The 15383-nt window shown below is 73.2% G+C and carries 18 protein-coding genes; 8 read left to right on the plus strand and 10 right to left on the minus strand.

Going from position 1 to position 15383, the window contains the following annotated elements; all coding sequences use genetic code 11:
• From ACXJKA_RS05695 to lpdA, 3 genes are all read right to left on the minus strand, one after another.
• Complete coding sequence (locus ACXJKA_RS05695; protein WP_456824213.1) at positions 1-888, minus strand: TIGR01777 family oxidoreductase; 888 nt, start codon at positions 886-888, stop codon at positions 1-3.
• Positions 889-985: 97 nt separating this feature from the next.
• Positions 986-2818, minus strand: a complete 1833-nt coding sequence (gene sucB, locus ACXJKA_RS05700; RefSeq protein WP_456824214.1) for a 2-oxoglutarate dehydrogenase, E2 component, dihydrolipoamide succinyltransferase — start codon at positions 2816-2818, stop codon at positions 986-988.
• 30 nt (positions 2819-2848) lie between these two features.
• Positions 2849-4234 (minus strand): dihydrolipoyl dehydrogenase, encoded by a 1386-nt coding sequence (gene lpdA, locus ACXJKA_RS05705; protein ID WP_456824215.1) that lies wholly within the window; start codon positions 4232-4234, stop codon positions 2849-2851.
• A 190-nt stretch (positions 4235-4424) separates the two neighbouring features.
• Here lpdA and ACXJKA_RS05710 point away from each other — a divergent pair, with 190 nt between their 5' ends.
• Positions 4425-4763: an oxidoreductase gene (locus ACXJKA_RS05710; RefSeq protein WP_456824216.1), complete on the plus strand. Its 339-nt coding sequence runs from the start codon at positions 4425-4427 to the stop codon at positions 4761-4763.
• Positions 4764-4812: 49 nt separating this feature from the next.
• On the opposite strand, the gene ACXJKA_RS05715 is transcribed toward ACXJKA_RS05710, so the two are convergent.
• A complete protein-coding gene (locus ACXJKA_RS05715; RefSeq protein ID WP_456824217.1) occupies positions 4813-6297 on the minus strand; it encodes a leucyl aminopeptidase in 1485 nt (494 codons plus the stop codon).
• 70 nt (positions 6298-6367) lie between these two features.
• Here ACXJKA_RS05715 and ACXJKA_RS05720 point away from each other — a divergent pair, with 70 nt between their 5' ends.
• Genes ACXJKA_RS05720 through ACXJKA_RS05735 form a run of 4 tightly spaced genes read left to right on the plus strand, consistent with a single transcriptional unit; the run spans position 6368 to position 8425 of the window.
• Entirely contained in the window at positions 6368-6727 is a 360-nt protein-coding gene (locus tag ACXJKA_RS05720; RefSeq protein WP_456824218.1) for a hypothetical protein, read from the plus strand.
• Positions 6724-7143 carry a hypothetical protein gene (locus tag ACXJKA_RS05725; protein WP_456824219.1) on the plus strand — a complete coding sequence of 140 codons (420 nt, stop codon included), beginning with the start codon at positions 6724-6726 and terminating at the stop codon, positions 7141-7143. Before ACXJKA_RS05720 ends, ACXJKA_RS05725 begins: the two co-directional genes overlap by 4 nt.
• A gap of 5 nt (positions 7144-7148) precedes the next feature.
• The gene (locus ACXJKA_RS05730; protein ID WP_456824342.1) at positions 7149-8213 is read left to right on the plus strand and encodes a quinone-dependent dihydroorotate dehydrogenase; all 1065 of its coding nucleotides are present in this window, start codon (positions 7149-7151) and stop codon (positions 8211-8213) included.
• Positions 8213-8425, plus strand: coding sequence for a hypothetical protein (locus ACXJKA_RS05735; protein ID WP_456824220.1), 213 nt, complete (start codon positions 8213-8215; stop codon positions 8423-8425). The genes ACXJKA_RS05730 and ACXJKA_RS05735 overlap by 1 nt, the downstream gene beginning before the upstream one ends.
• A gap of 4 nt (positions 8426-8429) precedes the next feature.
• Here the strand turns inward: ACXJKA_RS05735 and yczR are convergent, their stop codons facing one another.
• Positions 8430-9890 carry a MocR-like transcription factor YczR gene (gene yczR / locus ACXJKA_RS05740; protein WP_456824221.1) on the minus strand — a complete coding sequence of 487 codons (1461 nt, stop codon included), beginning with the start codon at positions 9888-9890 and terminating at the stop codon, positions 8430-8432.
• A 63-nt stretch (positions 9891-9953) separates the two neighbouring features.
• Between yczR and ACXJKA_RS05745 the strand changes: the two genes are divergently transcribed.
• Together ACXJKA_RS05745 and yczE are read left to right on the plus strand one after the other, a co-directional pair.
• On the plus strand, positions 9954-10088 hold the full coding sequence (locus ACXJKA_RS05745) for a hypothetical protein (RefSeq protein WP_456824222.1): 135 nt from the start codon (positions 9954-9956) through the stop codon (positions 10086-10088).
• Positions 10089-10126: 38 nt separating this feature from the next.
• Positions 10127-10753, plus strand: coding sequence for a membrane protein YczE (yczE, locus tag ACXJKA_RS05750; protein ID WP_456824343.1), 627 nt, complete (start codon positions 10127-10129; stop codon positions 10751-10753).
• A gap of 40 nt (positions 10754-10793) precedes the next feature.
• Here the strand turns inward: yczE and ACXJKA_RS05755 are convergent, their stop codons facing one another.
• Positions 10794-11804: an aldo/keto reductase family protein gene (locus ACXJKA_RS05755; RefSeq protein WP_456824223.1), complete on the minus strand. Its 1011-nt coding sequence runs from the start codon at positions 11802-11804 to the stop codon at positions 10794-10796.
• A 21-nt stretch (positions 11805-11825) separates the two neighbouring features.
• Entirely contained in the window at positions 11826-12407 is a 582-nt protein-coding gene (locus ACXJKA_RS05760; protein ID WP_456824224.1) for a DUF3043 domain-containing protein, read from the minus strand.
• Positions 12408-12433: 26 nt separating this feature from the next.
• Here ACXJKA_RS05760 and ACXJKA_RS05765 point away from each other — a divergent pair, with 26 nt between their 5' ends.
• Positions 12434-13819 (plus strand): M20/M25/M40 family metallo-hydrolase, encoded by a 1386-nt coding sequence (locus ACXJKA_RS05765; protein ID WP_456824225.1) that lies wholly within the window; start codon positions 12434-12436, stop codon positions 13817-13819.
• An 89-nt stretch (positions 13820-13908) separates the two neighbouring features.
• On the opposite strand, the gene ACXJKA_RS05770 is transcribed toward ACXJKA_RS05765, so the two are convergent.
• Genes ACXJKA_RS05770 through ACXJKA_RS05780 form a run of 3 tightly spaced genes read right to left on the minus strand, consistent with a single transcriptional unit; the run spans position 13909 to position 15381 of the window.
• Positions 13909-14436: an acyl-CoA thioesterase gene (locus ACXJKA_RS05770; protein ID WP_456824344.1), complete on the minus strand. Its 528-nt coding sequence runs from the start codon at positions 14434-14436 to the stop codon at positions 13909-13911.
• A gap of 19 nt (positions 14437-14455) precedes the next feature.
• Positions 14456-14785, minus strand: a complete 330-nt coding sequence (locus tag ACXJKA_RS05775; RefSeq protein WP_456824226.1) for an antibiotic biosynthesis monooxygenase family protein — start codon at positions 14783-14785, stop codon at positions 14456-14458.
• On the minus strand, positions 14782-15381 hold the full coding sequence (locus ACXJKA_RS05780; RefSeq protein WP_456824227.1) for a DJ-1/PfpI family protein: 600 nt from the start codon (positions 15379-15381) through the stop codon (positions 14782-14784). The genes ACXJKA_RS05775 and ACXJKA_RS05780 overlap by 4 nt, the downstream gene beginning before the upstream one ends.
• Positions 15382-15383 lie beyond the last annotated feature (2 nt).

The raw sequence follows: 15383 nt of genomic DNA on the forward strand, positions 1-15383 counted from the left end.
TCAGCCGGCGGCCACCCAGGCCGCGGCCGTGGCGAGGTCGCCGTGCACGGGGGCGAAGCCGCTGGCGTCCAGCACTGCCGGGACCGCCCGGATCGACCCGAGCACCTCCGAGGAGAAGTCGCGGAGTACCAGGCGCAGCGCGAAGGACGGCACCGGGATCGCCGCCGGTCGGTGGAACGCACCGGCCAGCGCGGCGACCACCTCGGCGTTCCGGGCGGGTGCGGTGACGAGGTTGACGGGACCCTGCACGTCGGCCGTGAGCAGGTGCTCGATCGCCCGGACCTCGTCCAGCAGCGTGATCCACGGCCAGAACTGCCGCCCCGACCCGAGCCGCCCGCCGACTCCGGCCTTGATCAGCGGCAGCAAGGGTCCCAGCGCCCCGCCGCCCTGCCCGAGCACGATCCCGGTGCGCAGGTGCACCACGCGGACGCCATCGTCGGCGGCGGGTGCGGTGGCCGCCTCCCACTGCCGCACGACGTTCGCGAAGAACGTGGTGCCGATCGGCTCGTCCTCGTCGAGCACGTCGTCGCCGCGCGAGCCGTAGGCGCCGATCCCCGACGCCTGCAGCAGCACCTGCGGCCCGTCGTCGAGCTCCGCGAGCGTCCGCGCCAGGAGCCGGGTGGTCAGCAGCCGCGACGAGAGGACCTCGCGCTTGCGGGCCTCTGTCAGCGGCCTCGACCCGGGGTTCGCGCCCGCGAGGTTGATGACCGCGTCCGCGCCGGCGAGCGCGGCGGGGTCGAGCCGGCCGGCCACCGGGTCCCACGCGATCTGGTCGGCGCCCTTGGTCTCGCCCCGCACGAGCACCGTGACCCGATGCCCGCTCGCCCGCAGGTGCGGGACGAGCCTGCTGCCGATGAACCCGTGCGACCCCGCGACGACGACCTGCATGCCGTCACCCTACGGTCGGGACGTCCCGCCGACATGTCGACGGCCCGGCACCCCCTGCGGGGTACCGGGCCGTCGGTCGATCACGTGCGGTCGTGCGTCAGAGGCCGACCTCGGACTCGAACGCGCCCTCCTCGATGCGGGCCTTGACCGCGCTGAGGTACCGCGAGGCGTCCGCTCCGTCGACCAGGCGGTGGTCGTAGGAGAGCGACAGGTAGCACATCGAGCGGATCGCGATGACCTCGGCGCCGTCCGCGTCCTGGATGACGACCGGGCGCTTGACGATCGCGCCGGTGCCCAGGATGGCGGACGTGCCGCCGGGGACGATCGGGGTGTCGATAATCGCGCCACCCGAGCCGGTGTTGGTCACCGTGAACGTGGCGCCGCTCAGCTCGTCCGGCGTGACCTTGTTCTGGCGGGTGCGACCCGCGAGGTCGACGATCTTGCGCGAGATGCCGGCGAGGTTCAGGTCGCCCGCGTCGCGGACCACCGGGACCAGCAGGCCCTTCTCGGTGTCGACGGCGATGCCGACGTTCTCCTGCGCGTGGTAGGTGATCTGGTTGCCCTCGAGCACGCCGTTGATCTTCGGGAACGCCTTGAGGGACTCGACGGCTGCCAGCACGAAGAACGGCAGGAACGTGAGGTTGACGCCCTCGCGTGCCTTGAAGTCCTCCTTGGCCTTGGCGCGCAGCCGGGCGACCCGGGTGACGTCGACCTCGACGACCGTGGTCAGCTGAGCCTGCGAGTGCAGGGCGTCGACCATGCGCTCGGCGATGATCTGGCGCAGCCGGCTGGCCTTCTCGGTGGTGCCCCGCAGCGGTGAGACCGCCGGGACGGCCGCGGCGGGCTTGGCGGTGGCGGCGGGCTTGGCGGCGGCCGGCTGGGCCTTGGCCGCCTCGGCTGCTGCCTTCTCGGCCTCGGCCTTGGCTGCCGCGTCGAGGACGTCCTCCTTGCGGATCCGACCGCCGACGCCCGTGCCCACGAGCGCGGCGACGTCGACACCCTTCTCGGCCGCGAGCTTGCGGACGAGCGGGGTGAGGTAGGTGCCCGAGACCGACGGGGGTGCAGCGGGCGCGGGAGCCGCGGCGGGAGCCGGGGTGGCGGGCACCGGAGCCGGCGTCGGGGTGGCCGGCACGGGCGCCGGCGCGGCCGACTCCTGCTCGGCGGCCGGCTCCGGAGCGGTCTGCGGCTCGGGAGCCTTCTCCTCGGCCTCGGGTGCCTTCTGCTCGGGAGCAGGAGCAGGAGCAGGAGCAGGAGCGGCATCGGCGGCCGGCGCGGAGCCGGAGCCGATGACGGCGAGCGTGGCGCCGACCTCGACGGTCTCGTCCTCCTGCACCAGGATCTGCTGCAGCGTGCCGGCGAACGGCGACGGGATCTCCGTGTCGACCTTGTCGGTGGAGATCTCGAGCAGCGGCTCGTCCACCGCGACCTCGTCGCCCACGGCCTTGAGCCAGCGGGTGACCGTGCCCTCGGTGACGGACTCGCCCAGCGCGGGGAGCACGACGTTCTCGCTGGCCCCGCCGGACGTGGACTCCGCCGCGGGCGCTGCGGCCGGCTCTTCGTGCGACTCGGTGGACTGCTCCTGCGGCTCGGCCTCGGCGGCGGGCTCCTCGGCAGGCGCCTGCTCCTCGGCGGCGGGCGCCTCGGCTGCGGGCTCCTCTGCTGTCGGAGCGTCGCCCTCGCCGGACGAGGCCTGGCCGGACCCGATGACGGCGAGCGTGGCGCCCACCTCGACGGTCTCGTCCTCCTGGACCAGGATCTGCTCGAGCACGCCGGCGAACGGCGACGGGATCTCGGTGTCGACCTTGTCGGTGGAGATCTCGAGCAGCGGCTCGTCGACCTCCACCGTGTCGCCCACGTTCTTCAGCCAGCGGGTGACGGTCCCCTCGGTGACGGACTCACCGAGTGCGGGCAGCTGCACGTTGTCGGACATGACCGCTCGTGTCTCCTTCGATTCGTGTGGTCAGTTGTGGGCGTGCAGCGGCTTGCCGGCGAGCGCGAGGTGCGCCTCCCCGAGGGCCTCGTTCTGGGTGGGGTGGGCGTGCACGAGGGACGCGACGTCCTCGGGGTAGGCCTCCCAGTTGACGATGAGCTGACCCTCGCCGATGAGCTCACCGACGCGCGCCCCGATCATGTGCACGCCGACGACGGGGCCGTCCTTCTGCCGCACGAGCTTGACGAAGCCCTGCGTGCCGAGGATCTGGCTCTTGCCGTTGCCGCCCAGGTTGTACTCGAGCGTCTCGACGGCGTCGGCCCCGTGGACCTCCTTGGCGCGCGCCTCCGTGAGACCCACCGAGGCGACCTCGGGGTCGGAGTACGTCACGCGCGGGATGCCGGACTCGACGATGGCCGCCGGGTTGAGGCCCGCGATCTCCTCGGCGACGAAGATGCCCTGCGCGAAGCCGCGGTGCGCGAGCTGCAGGCCGGGGACGATGTCGCCCACGGCGTAGACGTTGCCGACGCCGGTGTGCAGGCGTTCGTCGGTGATGACGAAGCCGCGGTCCAGCGTGATGCCCTGCTCCTCGTAGCCGACGCCCGAGGTGCGCGGCCCACGGCCGACGGCGACGAGCAGGAGGTCGGCGTCGAACGTCTTGCCGTCCTCGAGCGTGACGTGCACGCCGTTGTCGTCCTGGGTCACGCCCTGGAACCGCACGCCCAGGTTGAAGTTGATGCCGCGCTTGCGGAACGCGCGCTCGAACGCCTTGGACAGCGACTCGTCCTCGTTGGCGACGAGGTGGGGGAGCGCCTCGATGATGGTGACGTCCGCGCCGAACGACTTCCAGACGCTGGCGAACTCGGAGCCGATGACGCCGCCGCCGAGGACGATGACCGACTTGGGCACCCAGTCGAGCTGCAGCGCCTGGTCGGACGTGACGACACGACCGCCGATCTCCAGGCCGGGCAGCGAGCGCGCGTACGAGCCGGTCGCGAGGATCACGTGGCCGCCGGTGATGCGCTCACCGTTGACCTCGACCGTGTCGGGGCCGACGAGCTTGCCGTAGCCCTCGAAAACCGTGATCTTGCGGGACTTCACGAGACCCTGCAGGCCCTTGTAGAGGCGGCCGATGACGGTGGCCTTGTACTCGTTCACACCGTTCATGTCGATGTGGTCGAGGGTCGTGTGGACCCCGAAGTGGGCGCCGTCGCGGGCGTGGTCCGCCAGCTCGGCGGCGTGCAGCAGGGCCTTGGTCGGGATGCACCCGTAGTGCAGGCAGGTGCCGCCCACCTTGTCCGCCTCCACGAGGGCGACGGACTTGCCCAGCTGTGCGGCGCGCAGCGCGGCGGCGTAGCCACCACTGCCTCCGCCCAGGACGACGATGTCGAAAGCGGTGCCGTTCGTGTCGGCCACGTGCAGACTCCTCATACGCAGACTTGGTGGTCTCGAGCTCGCCGACCATCCTGTCATCCCGACAGGGTTGGAACGACCCGGACGACGCGCTCGACCATGTGATGAGCAGAACAGTCGTCCCATGACTGGTGTTCCGTCTGCTCGATCACACCCCGGCGACCGGCAGGTTCGCAGGTTACTCTCGTGCGCCATGGGCCTGTTCTCGCGCCGCAAGCCGGCCGCCACCGACGCGCCGACGGACCGCGACGCGCGCGAGGCGACGCTCGCGCACCTCAAGAACTTCGTCGCGACGCGCGTCGGAGTGGAGGCCTACGTCGAGCCCCGGACCAACGACACGCCGACGACGATGATGCTCGTCGCCACGGACGGTGAGTGGACCCGTCGGCGGGTGCCGGACCCGGCGACCGCGTGGCAGCTCGCGCGCGACATGGGGATCCCCGTCTACGACGTGCAGCGCACCGGCTACCCGCAGCGCGTCCGGGACTGGAACTCGCGGCAGCGACTCCGCGGCCGGCGCAAGCACGCCTAGCAGCAGTCGCGGTCCGCGTGCGCCGCGACCGTTCGAGCCCTGAGGGCGGTCAGGCCCCAGGCGCGCGGCCCTCGAGCAGAGCCAGCAGCGTCCGGACGCCGACCCCGGTGCCGCCGACGGGTGTGTACCCGTGGGCCGCCCGCTCGTTGTAGGCCGGACCCGCGATGTCGAGGTGCGCCCACGGGGTCTGCCCGACGAACTCCTGCAGGAAGATCCCGGCCGTCAGCATGCCGCCGAACCGGTCCGCGATGTTCGCCAGGTCGGCGACCTTGGACTTGAGCCCCGCCCGCAGGTCCGCGGGCAGCGGCATCGGCCAGAACTGCTCGCCGCTGGTCTCGGCGGCGGCTACGACCTCGCCGCGCACGTCGTCCGTGCCCATGACGGCGGACACGCGGTGGCCGAGCGCCACCAGCTGCGCGCCGGTGAGGGTGGCGATGTCGATGACGACGTCCGGCTTCTCCTCGACGGCGGCGACGAGCCCGTCGGCCATGACCAGGCGGCCCTCGGCGTCGGTGTTGAGCACCTCGACGGTCTTGCCGCCCCGGATGGTGAGCACGTCGGACGGGCGCTGGGCCGTGCCGGAGGGCATGTTCTCCGCCAGGCAGAGCCAACCGGTGACGGCCACCGGCAGCTCGAGGCGGGCCGCGGCGAGGACCGTGTGCAGCACGGCGGCGGCACCGGCCATGTCGGACTTCATGGCCTCCATGCCGGCGGCGGGCTTGATCGAGATGCCGCCCGAGTCGAACGTGATGCCCTTGCCGACGAGCGCGACCTTGGCCTTGGGACGCGACGGCGCGTAGGCCACCTTCACCAGGCGGGGGCCGCGGACGGATCCCTGGCCGACACCGATGAGGCCGCCGTACCCGCCGGCCGCGAGCGCCTTGTCGTCGAGCACCGTGACCTTGAGCCCCTTGGCGCCGGAGTCCTTCGCCGCCGCCTTCGCGATGTCGGCGAACGCCGCCGGGTACAGGTCGTTCGGGGCGGCGTTCACCAGGTCGCGCGTGCCGTGCACGGCGGCGGCGACGATCTCGGCGCGGGCGACGGCCGCGACGGCGGCCCGGTCCCGGGGGTGGGCGGTGACCAGCTGGAGGACGCTGACCGGCGCCCGCTTGGCCGCCTCGGACGCGCGGTACCGGGTGTAGGAGTACGCACCGAGCAGGGCGCCCTCCGCCACGGCGGCCACGGACGCGGCGTCGTCGGCGGGGAGGGCGAGGCCGACGCGCGCGGTGCCGGCGAGCTCGCGCGTGGCAGCACCCGCGGCCCGCCGCAGCACCTCAGGGGTGATCTTGTCGGCCGGGCCGACGCCGGTGAGCACGACGACCGTGGCGACCAGCCCGGTGCCGGGCAGGCGGCGGACCTCGTCGGTCGCGCCCGTGATCCCGAGCGCGGCGGCGTCGGCCAGCTGGGCCCGCAGGTCCTTGGGCAGGCGCTCGGCGCCGAGGATGGTGGGCGTTCCGTCCTGCTGGGCGACCGCGACGACCAGGGCGTCGACGGCGAGGCGGGCAGGGTCCTGGGAGGTCAGCGTCAGGGTCACGGCTCGATGATAGAGACAGATCCGGACGGGTGGACGGTCGTCGCGGCCCCCGCCGGTACGGTGGGGCACCGTGATCGTCCCCCTGGCCCTGCTGGTGGCAGCGCTGTGCCTCGCGCTCGCCGGCTGGGCGCTCTGGTTCGTCGTCCGGGACCGCGCGGTCGTCCTGCGCCAGCTGTGGGGCGGGGCGGTGATCGAGGCGGTGCTCGTCGTGCAGGGCGTCGTCGCCGGCGTCCTGGCGGCCACCGGCAGCCCCGACGTCGACGCGGTCCTCCTGTGGGGCTACGTGCTGACGCAGCTGCTCATCCTGCCCATCGCCGCCGCCTGGGCGTTCGCCGAGCGGACGCGCTGGAGCTCGGTCGTCCTGCTCGTCGCCGCCGTGACCGTCGCCTTCCTCGAATTCCGACTGCTCCAGATCTGGGGGACCGTGTGACCGACCGACCCGACGACCACCGACCGACGGGGAGCGGACCCGGCCGCCTGCTCGTGGCCGTGTACGGGATCCTCGCGCTCGCCGCGACGGCCCGTGGCATCTACCAGGTGGCGACGAAGCTCTCCGAGGCGCCGGTCGCGTACCTGCTCTCGCTCGCGGCCGGTCTCGTGTACGTGGTGGCGACGATCGCGCTGGCCAAGGACTGGCGTCGGCTCGCGTGGTGGGCCGTGTCGATCGAGCTGGTCGGCGTCCTCACCGTCGGCGTCCTCTCCCTGGTCGACGTCGGCGAGTTCCCCGACGAGACCGTGTGGTCGGCGTTCGGCCAGGGGTACGGGTACGTCCCGCTGGTGCTGCCGTTCCTCGGGCTGCTGTGGCTGTGGCGCACGGGCCGCTCCGCCCCCGACGACCTAGGGTGAGCAGCGTGTACCGCCTGCTGTTCGACCTCGTCTTCCGCCGCATGGATCCCGAGCGCGCGCACGAGGTTGCGTTCCGGTTGATCCGCGTGGTCGCGCAGGTCCCGGGCCTGCGCGACGTCGTCCGTCGCGTGTTCGCCTCGTCCGACCGCGGTGCCGTCCACGTCTGGGGGCGACGCTTCCCCTCGCGCTTCGGCCTCGCCGCGGGGTTCGACAAGAACGCCCTCGGCGTCGCCGGCCTGACCATGCTCGGCTTCGGCTTCGTCGAGGTGGGGACCGTCACCGCGCACGCCCAGCCCGGCAACGAGCCGCCGCGGCTGTGGCGGGTGCTGGACCAGCGGGGGCTGCGCAACCGGATGGGCTTCAACAACGAGGGGTCCGAGGCAGTGGCGGCGCGCCTGCGACGCCTGCGCGCGACGCCCGCGGGTCGCCGCCTGGTGGTCGGCGTGAACATCGGCAAGACGAAGGTGACGCCCGCCGAGCACGCGCCCGCCGACTACGCCACCAGCGCCGGTCGGCTCGCCCCCTACGCCGACTACCTCGTCGTCAACGTGTCGTCCCCCAACACGCCCGGCCTGCGCGACCTGCAGTCGGTCGAGGCGCTGCGGCCCATCCTCGAGGCCACACGCGTCGCGGCCGACGAGGCGACGGTCGCCGCCGGGATCGCCGCGGTGCCGCTGCTCGTCAAGATCGCGCCGGACCTGTCCGACGACGACGTCGACGCGGTGGCCGAGCTCGCCGCCGAGCTCGGGCTCGACGGGATCGTTGCCGTCAACACGACCATCGGCCACGACCTCGGACCCGGCGGGCTCTCGGGACCACCGGTGCTGGCGCGCGGGCTCGATGTGGTGGCCCGCCTGCGCAACCACCTCGGTCCGGACGCGGTCATCATCGGCGTCGGCGGCATCACCACCCCCGCCGACGCCCGCGAGTACGTCGCCGTCGGCGCCACGCTCGTCCAGGGCTACACCGGACTCGTCTACGAGGGACCGGCCTACGCCTCGCGGATCACCCGGGCGCTCGCGGCCGACCAGGCCCTGCGCGGGACGCCCCGCCGGACGGCGGTCGCCTGATGGTGCTGCGACCTCAGTGGGAGTGGCGGTTCGACGGCGCGGACGGCGCCGTGCTCGACCGCCCCGTGAGCCCGGTGTTCACCACGCAGTACGACGCCGAGCAGTGGCTCGGCGAGCACTGGCGCACGCTCGCCGCGCAGGGAGTCCAGGCGGTGAGCCTGCTGCACGAGGGCGCTCAGGCGACCGCGACGTTGACGCTCCCGCTGACCTGACGCGTCACACCATCGCGTGGACGCCGGCGGGTCCCGTGGCGGGCTCGGTGATGCCCAGGCCGGCCCACGCGTCCGCCAGCCCGGCGACGGCGCGGCGCAGGTTGTCGGCCGTCGTCGTGAACGGCAGCCGTAGGTTCCGCTCGAAGCTGCCGTCCACCCCGAACGCGGTGCCGGGAACCACCCGGACGTTGTGCCGGGCGGAGATCGCGGCGAGCGCGCTGGACACCGGCGCGCCGAGGTCGGCCCACAGCGACAGCCCGCCGGCGGGTACCTCGAACCGCCACGACGGCAGCTGGTCGAGCAGGAGGCCGGCGAGCAGGTCGCGGCGGTCCCGCAGCGCCGCGCGGCGACCGGCGAGGAGCTCGTCGGAGTTCGCGAGCAGCTCCGCCACGACCAGCTGCTCGAGGACAGCCGTGCCGATGTCGACGTGCGCCCGCGTCGTGGCCATGCGGTTGACCAGGTCGGGGTGCGCGCGCACCCACCCGACGCGCAACCCGCCCCAGAAGCTCTTCGACGCCGAGCCGATCGAGACCACGTAGGCGGCGGCCGTGCCGTCGCCCGGGAACGAGCCCGGCGCCTGTCCGTCCATGGTCAGCTCCGTGAGCACCTCGTCGCCGACGATGGTCGTGCGGTGCCGCCGCGCGAGCGCGCGCACCCGGGCGCTGTCCTCGTCGCTGAGGCTGGTGCCCGTCGGGTTGCGGTGGCTCGGGATGAGGTACACCAGCCGCGGGGAGACCTGCCGCAGGGTCGACTCGAGGAGGTCGATGTCGAGCCCGGCCTCGCCGGAGGGGACGGGCACGGCTCGCCCGCCCACCGAACGGACGACGTCGATCGCGTGCGGGTATGTCGGGTGCTCGACCACCACCCGGTCGCCGGGGCCGGCGTGCGCGGTGACCAGGAGGTGGATGGCCTGCTGCGCGCCCGTGGTGACGAGAACCTGGTCCGGCGTCGTGGGTGTGCCCCGCAGGGTGTACCACCGCGCGATCGCCTCGCGCAGGACCGGGAGGCCCAGCGGTGCGTAGCCCGTGCCCGTGAGGTGACGGGGGAGCGCGTCGAGGGCAGCCAGGTACGCGCCGTGCAGCGACGACGGGGCGGACGGCGCGGCCATCGCGAGGTCGACGATCCCGGGCTCGTCGCGCACCGTCTCCGCCATCGACGAGCGCGCGCCCGGACCGGCGGGGAGGGTGGTGACCGTGCCGGACCCGCGGCGGCTCACCAGGTACCCCTCGTCGCGCAGCAGCCCGTACGTCGCTGTGGTCGTGGTGCGCGAGACGCCGGTGGCGTCGGCGAGCTCGCGCTCGCTGGGAAGGCGCGTGCTGAGCGGGACGGTGCCCGACAGGATCGCGGCCCGGACGGCGTCGGCGAGCGCGACGTAGGCCGGACCGGGCCGCTGCCACGCCCCGAGCACCGAGCCCAGGCGTTGGCCACTGATCCGACGGTCTGCGGGCAGCTCGGGGGTGATCACCAGGCCACTATGCCAGAAGTGGCTATTCCAAGCGAGGCCACATGCAAGCCAGCATTGCTAGCCATGAGCATGTGGATACCAGCGATCCTCCTGATCGCGAGCCTCACCGTGACCCTCGTCCTCGTGGTCCACCGGGACGGCCTCGGGCACCGGCCGCCACCGGCTTCGCACCGCGAGTGGTTCGAGCAGCTGCCGTGAGCGCCGGATCGGTGCGGCCGTATGCTCGCGCGGTGCTGATCCGGACGACGCCCGACGCGCGACGCGTGCGCCGGGGCGTGCAGCTCCTGATTGGGCTCGTGCTGTACGCGGCCTCGATCGCGATGCTCGTGGACGCCGGCCTCGGCAGCATGCCGTGGGACGTCCTCACGCAGGGGATCGTCCGGCACACGGGCCTCTCGTTCGGCGCCGTCACCCTGCTCGTCGGGGTGGTGGTGCTGGCGTGCTGGATCCCGCTGCGCCAGCGACCCGGGGTGGGCACGGTGGCCAACGTCGTCGTCATCAGCGTGCTGGTCGACCCGTTCCTCGCGCTGCTCGGCGGCCTGCCGGACGCGATGGGCGTCCGCGTCGCGCTGGCGGCGGGCGGCATCGTGCTCAACGGCCTGGCGACCGGGCTCTACGTGGGCGCGGGGCTCGGACCGGGACCCCGCGACGGCCTCATGACCGGCCTCGTGCGCCGGACCGGGCGCTCGGTGCGGCTGGTGCGGACCACCATCGAGGTGGCCGTCGTCTCCGTCGGCTGGGCGCTGGGCGGCACCGTCGGGTTCGCGACGCTGGCCTACGCGCTGGCGATCGGCCCGCTGGTGCACCTGTTCCTGCCACGGCTGACGGTGCGGACCGAGGTGCGGGAGCCCGTCGCCGTGTGACGAGGTCCGGCCCCGGCTGCACCGGGGCCGGACCGTCGCGTCAGCGCGCCGGCGGCGCGTTCTTGGCCGTCTCGGCCGGGTCGGACACGACGGAGTCGCCGAGGATCGTGTCGATCCGGGCCAGCAGCTCCGCCGGGATGGTCACGCCCGACGCCTTGACGTTCTCCGTGACCTGCTCGGGCCGCGAGGCCCCGATGATCGCCGCGGCGACGTTCTGGTTCTGCAGCACCCACGCCACGGCCAGCTGGGCCAGCGAGAGCCCGAGCTCGTCGGCGACGGGCGTGAGGTCCTGCACGCGCTGCAGCACGTCCGGCTGCTCGAGGAAGCGACCGATGAACCGGGCGCCGCCCTTCTCGTCCGTCGCGCGCGAGCCCGCGGGCGGGGCCGCGCCGGGCTTGTACTTGCCGGTGAGCACACCCTGGGCGACGGGGGACCAGACGATCTGCGAGACCCCGAGCTCCTCGGACGTCGGGACGACCTCGCCCTCGATGACCCGCCAGAGCGCCGAGTACTGCGGCTGGTTGGAGATGAGCTGGAAGCCCAGGTCCTTCGCCAGCGCGTGGCCGGCCCGGATCTGGTCCGCGGTCCACTCCGAGACGCCGATGTAGAGCGCCTTGCCCGCGCGGACGACGTCGGCGAACGCCTGCATCGTCTCCTCGAGCGGCGTCGACTCGTCGTAGCGATGCGCCTGGTAGAGGTCGACGTAGTCGGTCTGGAGACGCTCGAGCGAGCCGTCGATCGACTCGAGGATGTGCTTGCGCGACAGGCCGGAGTCGTTCGCCCCGCCCGGGCCGGTGGGCCAGTAGACCTTGGTGAAGATCTCGAGCGACTGGCGCCGCTCGCCCTTCAGGGCCTCGCCCAGGACGGTCTCGGCCTTGGTGTTGGCGTAGACGTCGGCGGTGTCGAAGCTGGTGATGCCCGCGTCGAGCGCGGCGCGCACGCAGGCCTTCGCGGTGTCGTTCTCCACCTGCGAGCCGTGCGTGAGCCAGTTGCCGTAGGTGATCTCGGTGATCTTGAGGCCGGAGCGGCCGAGGTAGCGGTAGGAAACCATGGCCGCCACCCTACGGCGGGGTCAGGACGGGCGCTGGCCGTGCTTGACCTGCGGCTTGGGCAGCCGCGCCGGACGGATCTGGAACACGCGCAGCACCGCGTACATGGCCACCCCGCGCGGGATCTGCGCGGCCCCGAACTTGGCGGTGAGTCGCTTCTTCAGGCCGCGCCACATCAGCCACGCGTCGATGGCCGCCGCGATGATGTAGATGTACAGGGCGAGGATGGCGATGACGGCGAACCCGGTCTTGGCCAGCGCGAACTGGATCACCAGGAAGACGGCGGCCATCGGCAGGAAGAACTCGCCGAGGTTCCAGCGGGCGTCGACCGCGTCGCGGATGTAGCGGCGCACCGGTCCGCGGTCCTTGGCGGGCATGTTGCGCTCGTCGCCGGTCTGCATCGCGCGGTACTCGACGTCGCGCTGCGTCTTCGCCTGTTGGCGGGTGGCCTTCTTCGTGGTCGGCGAAACCAACGGGCGCTTGTTCGCGGCCTCGGAGACCTTGCGCTTGGGCGTCGGGCGGCCCTTGCCCGCGTCCGTGGGCGGCGGGGTGCTCTCCGTCAGTGCGGGAGTCACGGGCTGGGGGTCGTTGCTGCGTCCGAACACCCCGCCAGGGTAGTCGAGTAGCGTGCTTGTCCGTGACCGACGCCTCCTCGCACCAGACCACCGTTCCCGGCGACCGCACCGAGGCCCTGCGCACGCGCACGGCTGCCGCATTCGGTGCCCTGCGCGCCGACCTCGAGGCCCTCGTCCGCATCCCGAGCGTGTCCAACGCCGAGTTCGACCAGGTGCACGTGGCCGCGAGCGCCGACGCCGTCGTGGCGCTGCTACGAGACGCGGGTCTCGACGACGTCCAGGTGCTCTCGGTGCCGGGCGGGGCCCCGGCGGTCGTCGGCCGCCGCCCCGCTCCGCAGGGCGCGCCGACCGTGCTCCTGTACGCCCACCACGACGTCCAGCCGCCCGGGGACGACGCGGACTGGGACACCCCGCCGTTCGAGCCGACCGAGCGCGGCGGGCGGCTGTACGGCCGCGGCGCGGCGGACGACAAGGCCGGCGTCATCGCGCACGTGGGGGCGCTGCGCGTGCTCGGCGACGACCTCGGCGTGGGCGTCACGGTGTTCGTCGAGGGCGAGGAGGAGATCGGCTCGCCCACGTTCACCGCGTTCCTGCATGCGTACCGCGACCTGTTGGCGGCCGACGTCATCGTCGTCGCGGACTCGTCGAACTGGGCGATCGGTGTGCCGGGGCTGACCACGTCGCTGCGCGGCCTGGTCGACTGCGTGGTGGAGGTCGCGGTCCTGGACCACGCCGTGCACTCCGGCATGTACGGTGGCGCGATCCTCGACGCACCGACGCTGCTCGCCCGCCTGATCACGACGCTCCACGACGACGAGGGCAACGTCGCGGTGGAGGGCCTGGTCCACGCACCGGACCCGACCGTGGACTACGACGAGGCGACGTTCCGCGCCGACGCCGGCGTGCTCGACGGCGTCCGGCTCGCCGGCTCGGGACCGATCACGGCACGGCTCTGGACGCGTCCGGCCATCGGCGTCATCGGCTTCGACGCACCCCGGGTGGCCAGCGCGTCGAACACCATCACCCCACGCGCCTCGGCCAAGCTCTCGGTCCGGCTCGCGCCCGGCCAGGACCCCGCCGCCGCCATGGCCGCGCTGCGCAGCCACCTGGTCGAGCACGCCCCGTTCGGCGCCCGCGTGACGGTGACCGACGGCGAGGAGGGCAAGCCCTTCCAGGCGCCGCTCGACTCGCCGGCGATGCAGGCGGCCCGCTGGGCTTTCGCGCAGTCGTGGGGGACCGACCCGGTGGACATCGGCGTCGGGGGGTCCATCCCGTTCATCGCCGACCTGCTCGAGGTCTACCCGGACGCGTCGATCCTGGTCACGGGCGTCGAGGACCCCGACGGCCGCGCGCACGGCGCGAACGAGTCGGTGCACCTGGGCGAGCTGGAGAAGGTCGTGCTGGCCGAGGCGCTGCTACTGGAGCGGCTCGCCGCCGGCTGAGGTCGGCGGCCGGCTCGCGAGACCGAGCGCGCCGGAGACGCCGACGGCCTGGTCGGTCGAGCCGCAGGCCCTCATCCCACCAGAGGGCCTCAGGCGGTCTCGCGGTGGGCGACGCCGACGGCTTCGGCCCAGGCCTGCACGTCAGGGGGCAGCTCGGGCGAGGGGCCGTCGTGGGTGCCCAGCAGGCCGATGACGTCGGGCGCCGGGATGCGGGAGCCGTCCCGCGCGAGGAACCGACCGGCGACGACGCCGCGGGCAACGTGCTCGTCGCCCCGGCGGAAGGTCTGCTCGAGATAGGCGCAGCGCAGGTCCCAGCCGAGCAGGCGGGTGGAGATCTCGAAGCGCTGGCCGAGCGTGAGCGAACGGCGGTAGGAGATGGTCGACGAGGCGACAACGGGGTACCAGCCGTGCTCCTTCAGCGGCCCGAAGGCGCCGAGGTCCGCGAGGAAGTTTCCGCGCGCGACGTCCATCATCTGCAGGTACACGCCGTTGTTCACGTGCCGGTAGAAGTCCAGGTCGCCGACGTGCACGCGCATCCGGGTGACCGACGGCTCGAAGAGCCCGCGACCGGGGACGGCGGGCCGGGGGCGGGTGGTGGCCAGTGCGAGCTGGATCATCCGGGTCACCCGCGCGATGTTACTCGCGGGTAGATTCGGTGAGAACGGCGACGAAGTGCTCGACGGCGGGGAACGGCTCGTAGAAGCGGTGCAGCAGCTCCCGCCAGCGCGCGTACTGCGGCGACCCGCGGAACCCGACCTCGTGCGCCTCGACCGAGTCCCACCCGATGAGCAGCAGATAGGTCCCCGTGCGCTCCACCCCGCGGGAGACGTGGATCCCGCGGAAGCCCGGGATGCCCGCCACGAGCGGGACGGCCTCGGCGAGCGCCAGCTCGAAGGCCTCCTCCTGGCCGGCGCGGACGGGCAGGAGGGCGTGCTCGGTGACGGCCGCGTCGAGCGGCCCCGTCATACGGGGGGCTCGGGGTCGTACTGGATGCCGCGCCGGACGGCCTTGGCGGCGTCGACGGACTCCAGGCGGGCCACCAGGTGCAGGGCCATGTCGATGCCGGCGGACACGCCCGCCGATGTGACGATGTCGCCGTCGTCGACGAACCGGGCCTCGGTGTCCGCCAGGACGCTCGGGTCGATCCTCGCGAGCTCGTCGAACGCGCTCCAGTGGGTCGTGGCCGGCCGCCCGGCGAGGAGCCCCGCGGCGGCGTACACGAGCGCACCCGTGCAGACGCTGGTCATCAGCGGCGTCGCGGCGCGCATCCCGCGCACCCACTCGAGGTGGTCGGCGTCGCGCACGAGCGCCCGGGTGCCGAAGCCTCCCGGGTACACGAGGACGTGCAGGGGGCCGACCTCCTCCGCGCTGAGGTCCGGGACGAGCCGCAGTCCCTTGGCGCAGCGCACCCCGAAGCCGTCGGCCGAGAACGTCACGACCTCGGGCCGCAGCTCCGAGGTTCTCGCCCAGTACGCGAGCACCTCGTACGGGCCGACGACGTCGAGCTCCTCCGCGTCGTCGAAGATGAAGATGCCGACGCGCAGATGGTGGCCGGTGGACACGC

This window comes from Cellulomonas sp. P5_E12 (genome assembly GCF_054049315.1).

What these genes read in the sequence shown, in the direction of transcription:
- ACXJKA_RS05710 (WP_456824216.1), top strand. Translation starts at nt 4,425, where the DNA reads ATGGGCCTGTTCTCGCGCCGCAAGCCGGCCGCCACCGACGCGCCGACG.
- ACXJKA_RS05695 (WP_456824213.1), bottom strand. Translation starts at nt 888, where the DNA reads ATGCAGGTCGTCGTCGCGGGGTCGCACGGGTTCATCGGCAGCAGGCTC.
- ACXJKA_RS05735 (WP_456824220.1), top strand. Translation starts at nt 8,213, where the DNA reads ATGGTGCTGCGACCTCAGTGGGAGTGGCGGTTCGACGGCGCGGACGGC.
- ACXJKA_RS05745 (WP_456824222.1), top strand. Translation starts at nt 9,954, where the DNA reads ATGAGCATGTGGATACCAGCGATCCTCCTGATCGCGAGCCTCACCGTG.
- ACXJKA_RS05770 (WP_456824344.1), bottom strand. Translation starts at nt 14,436, where the DNA reads ATGATCCAGCTCGCACTGGCCACCACCCGCCCCCGGCCCGCCGTCCCC.
- ACXJKA_RS05775 (WP_456824226.1), bottom strand. Translation starts at nt 14,785, where the DNA reads ATGACGGGGCCGCTCGACGCGGCCGTCACCGAGCACGCCCTCCTGCCC.
- ACXJKA_RS05755 (WP_456824223.1), bottom strand. Translation starts at nt 11,804, where the DNA reads ATGGTTTCCTACCGCTACCTCGGCCGCTCCGGCCTCAAGATCACCGAG.
- sucB (WP_456824214.1), bottom strand. Translation starts at nt 2,818, where the DNA reads ATGTCCGACAACGTGCAGCTGCCCGCACTCGGTGAGTCCGTCACCGAG.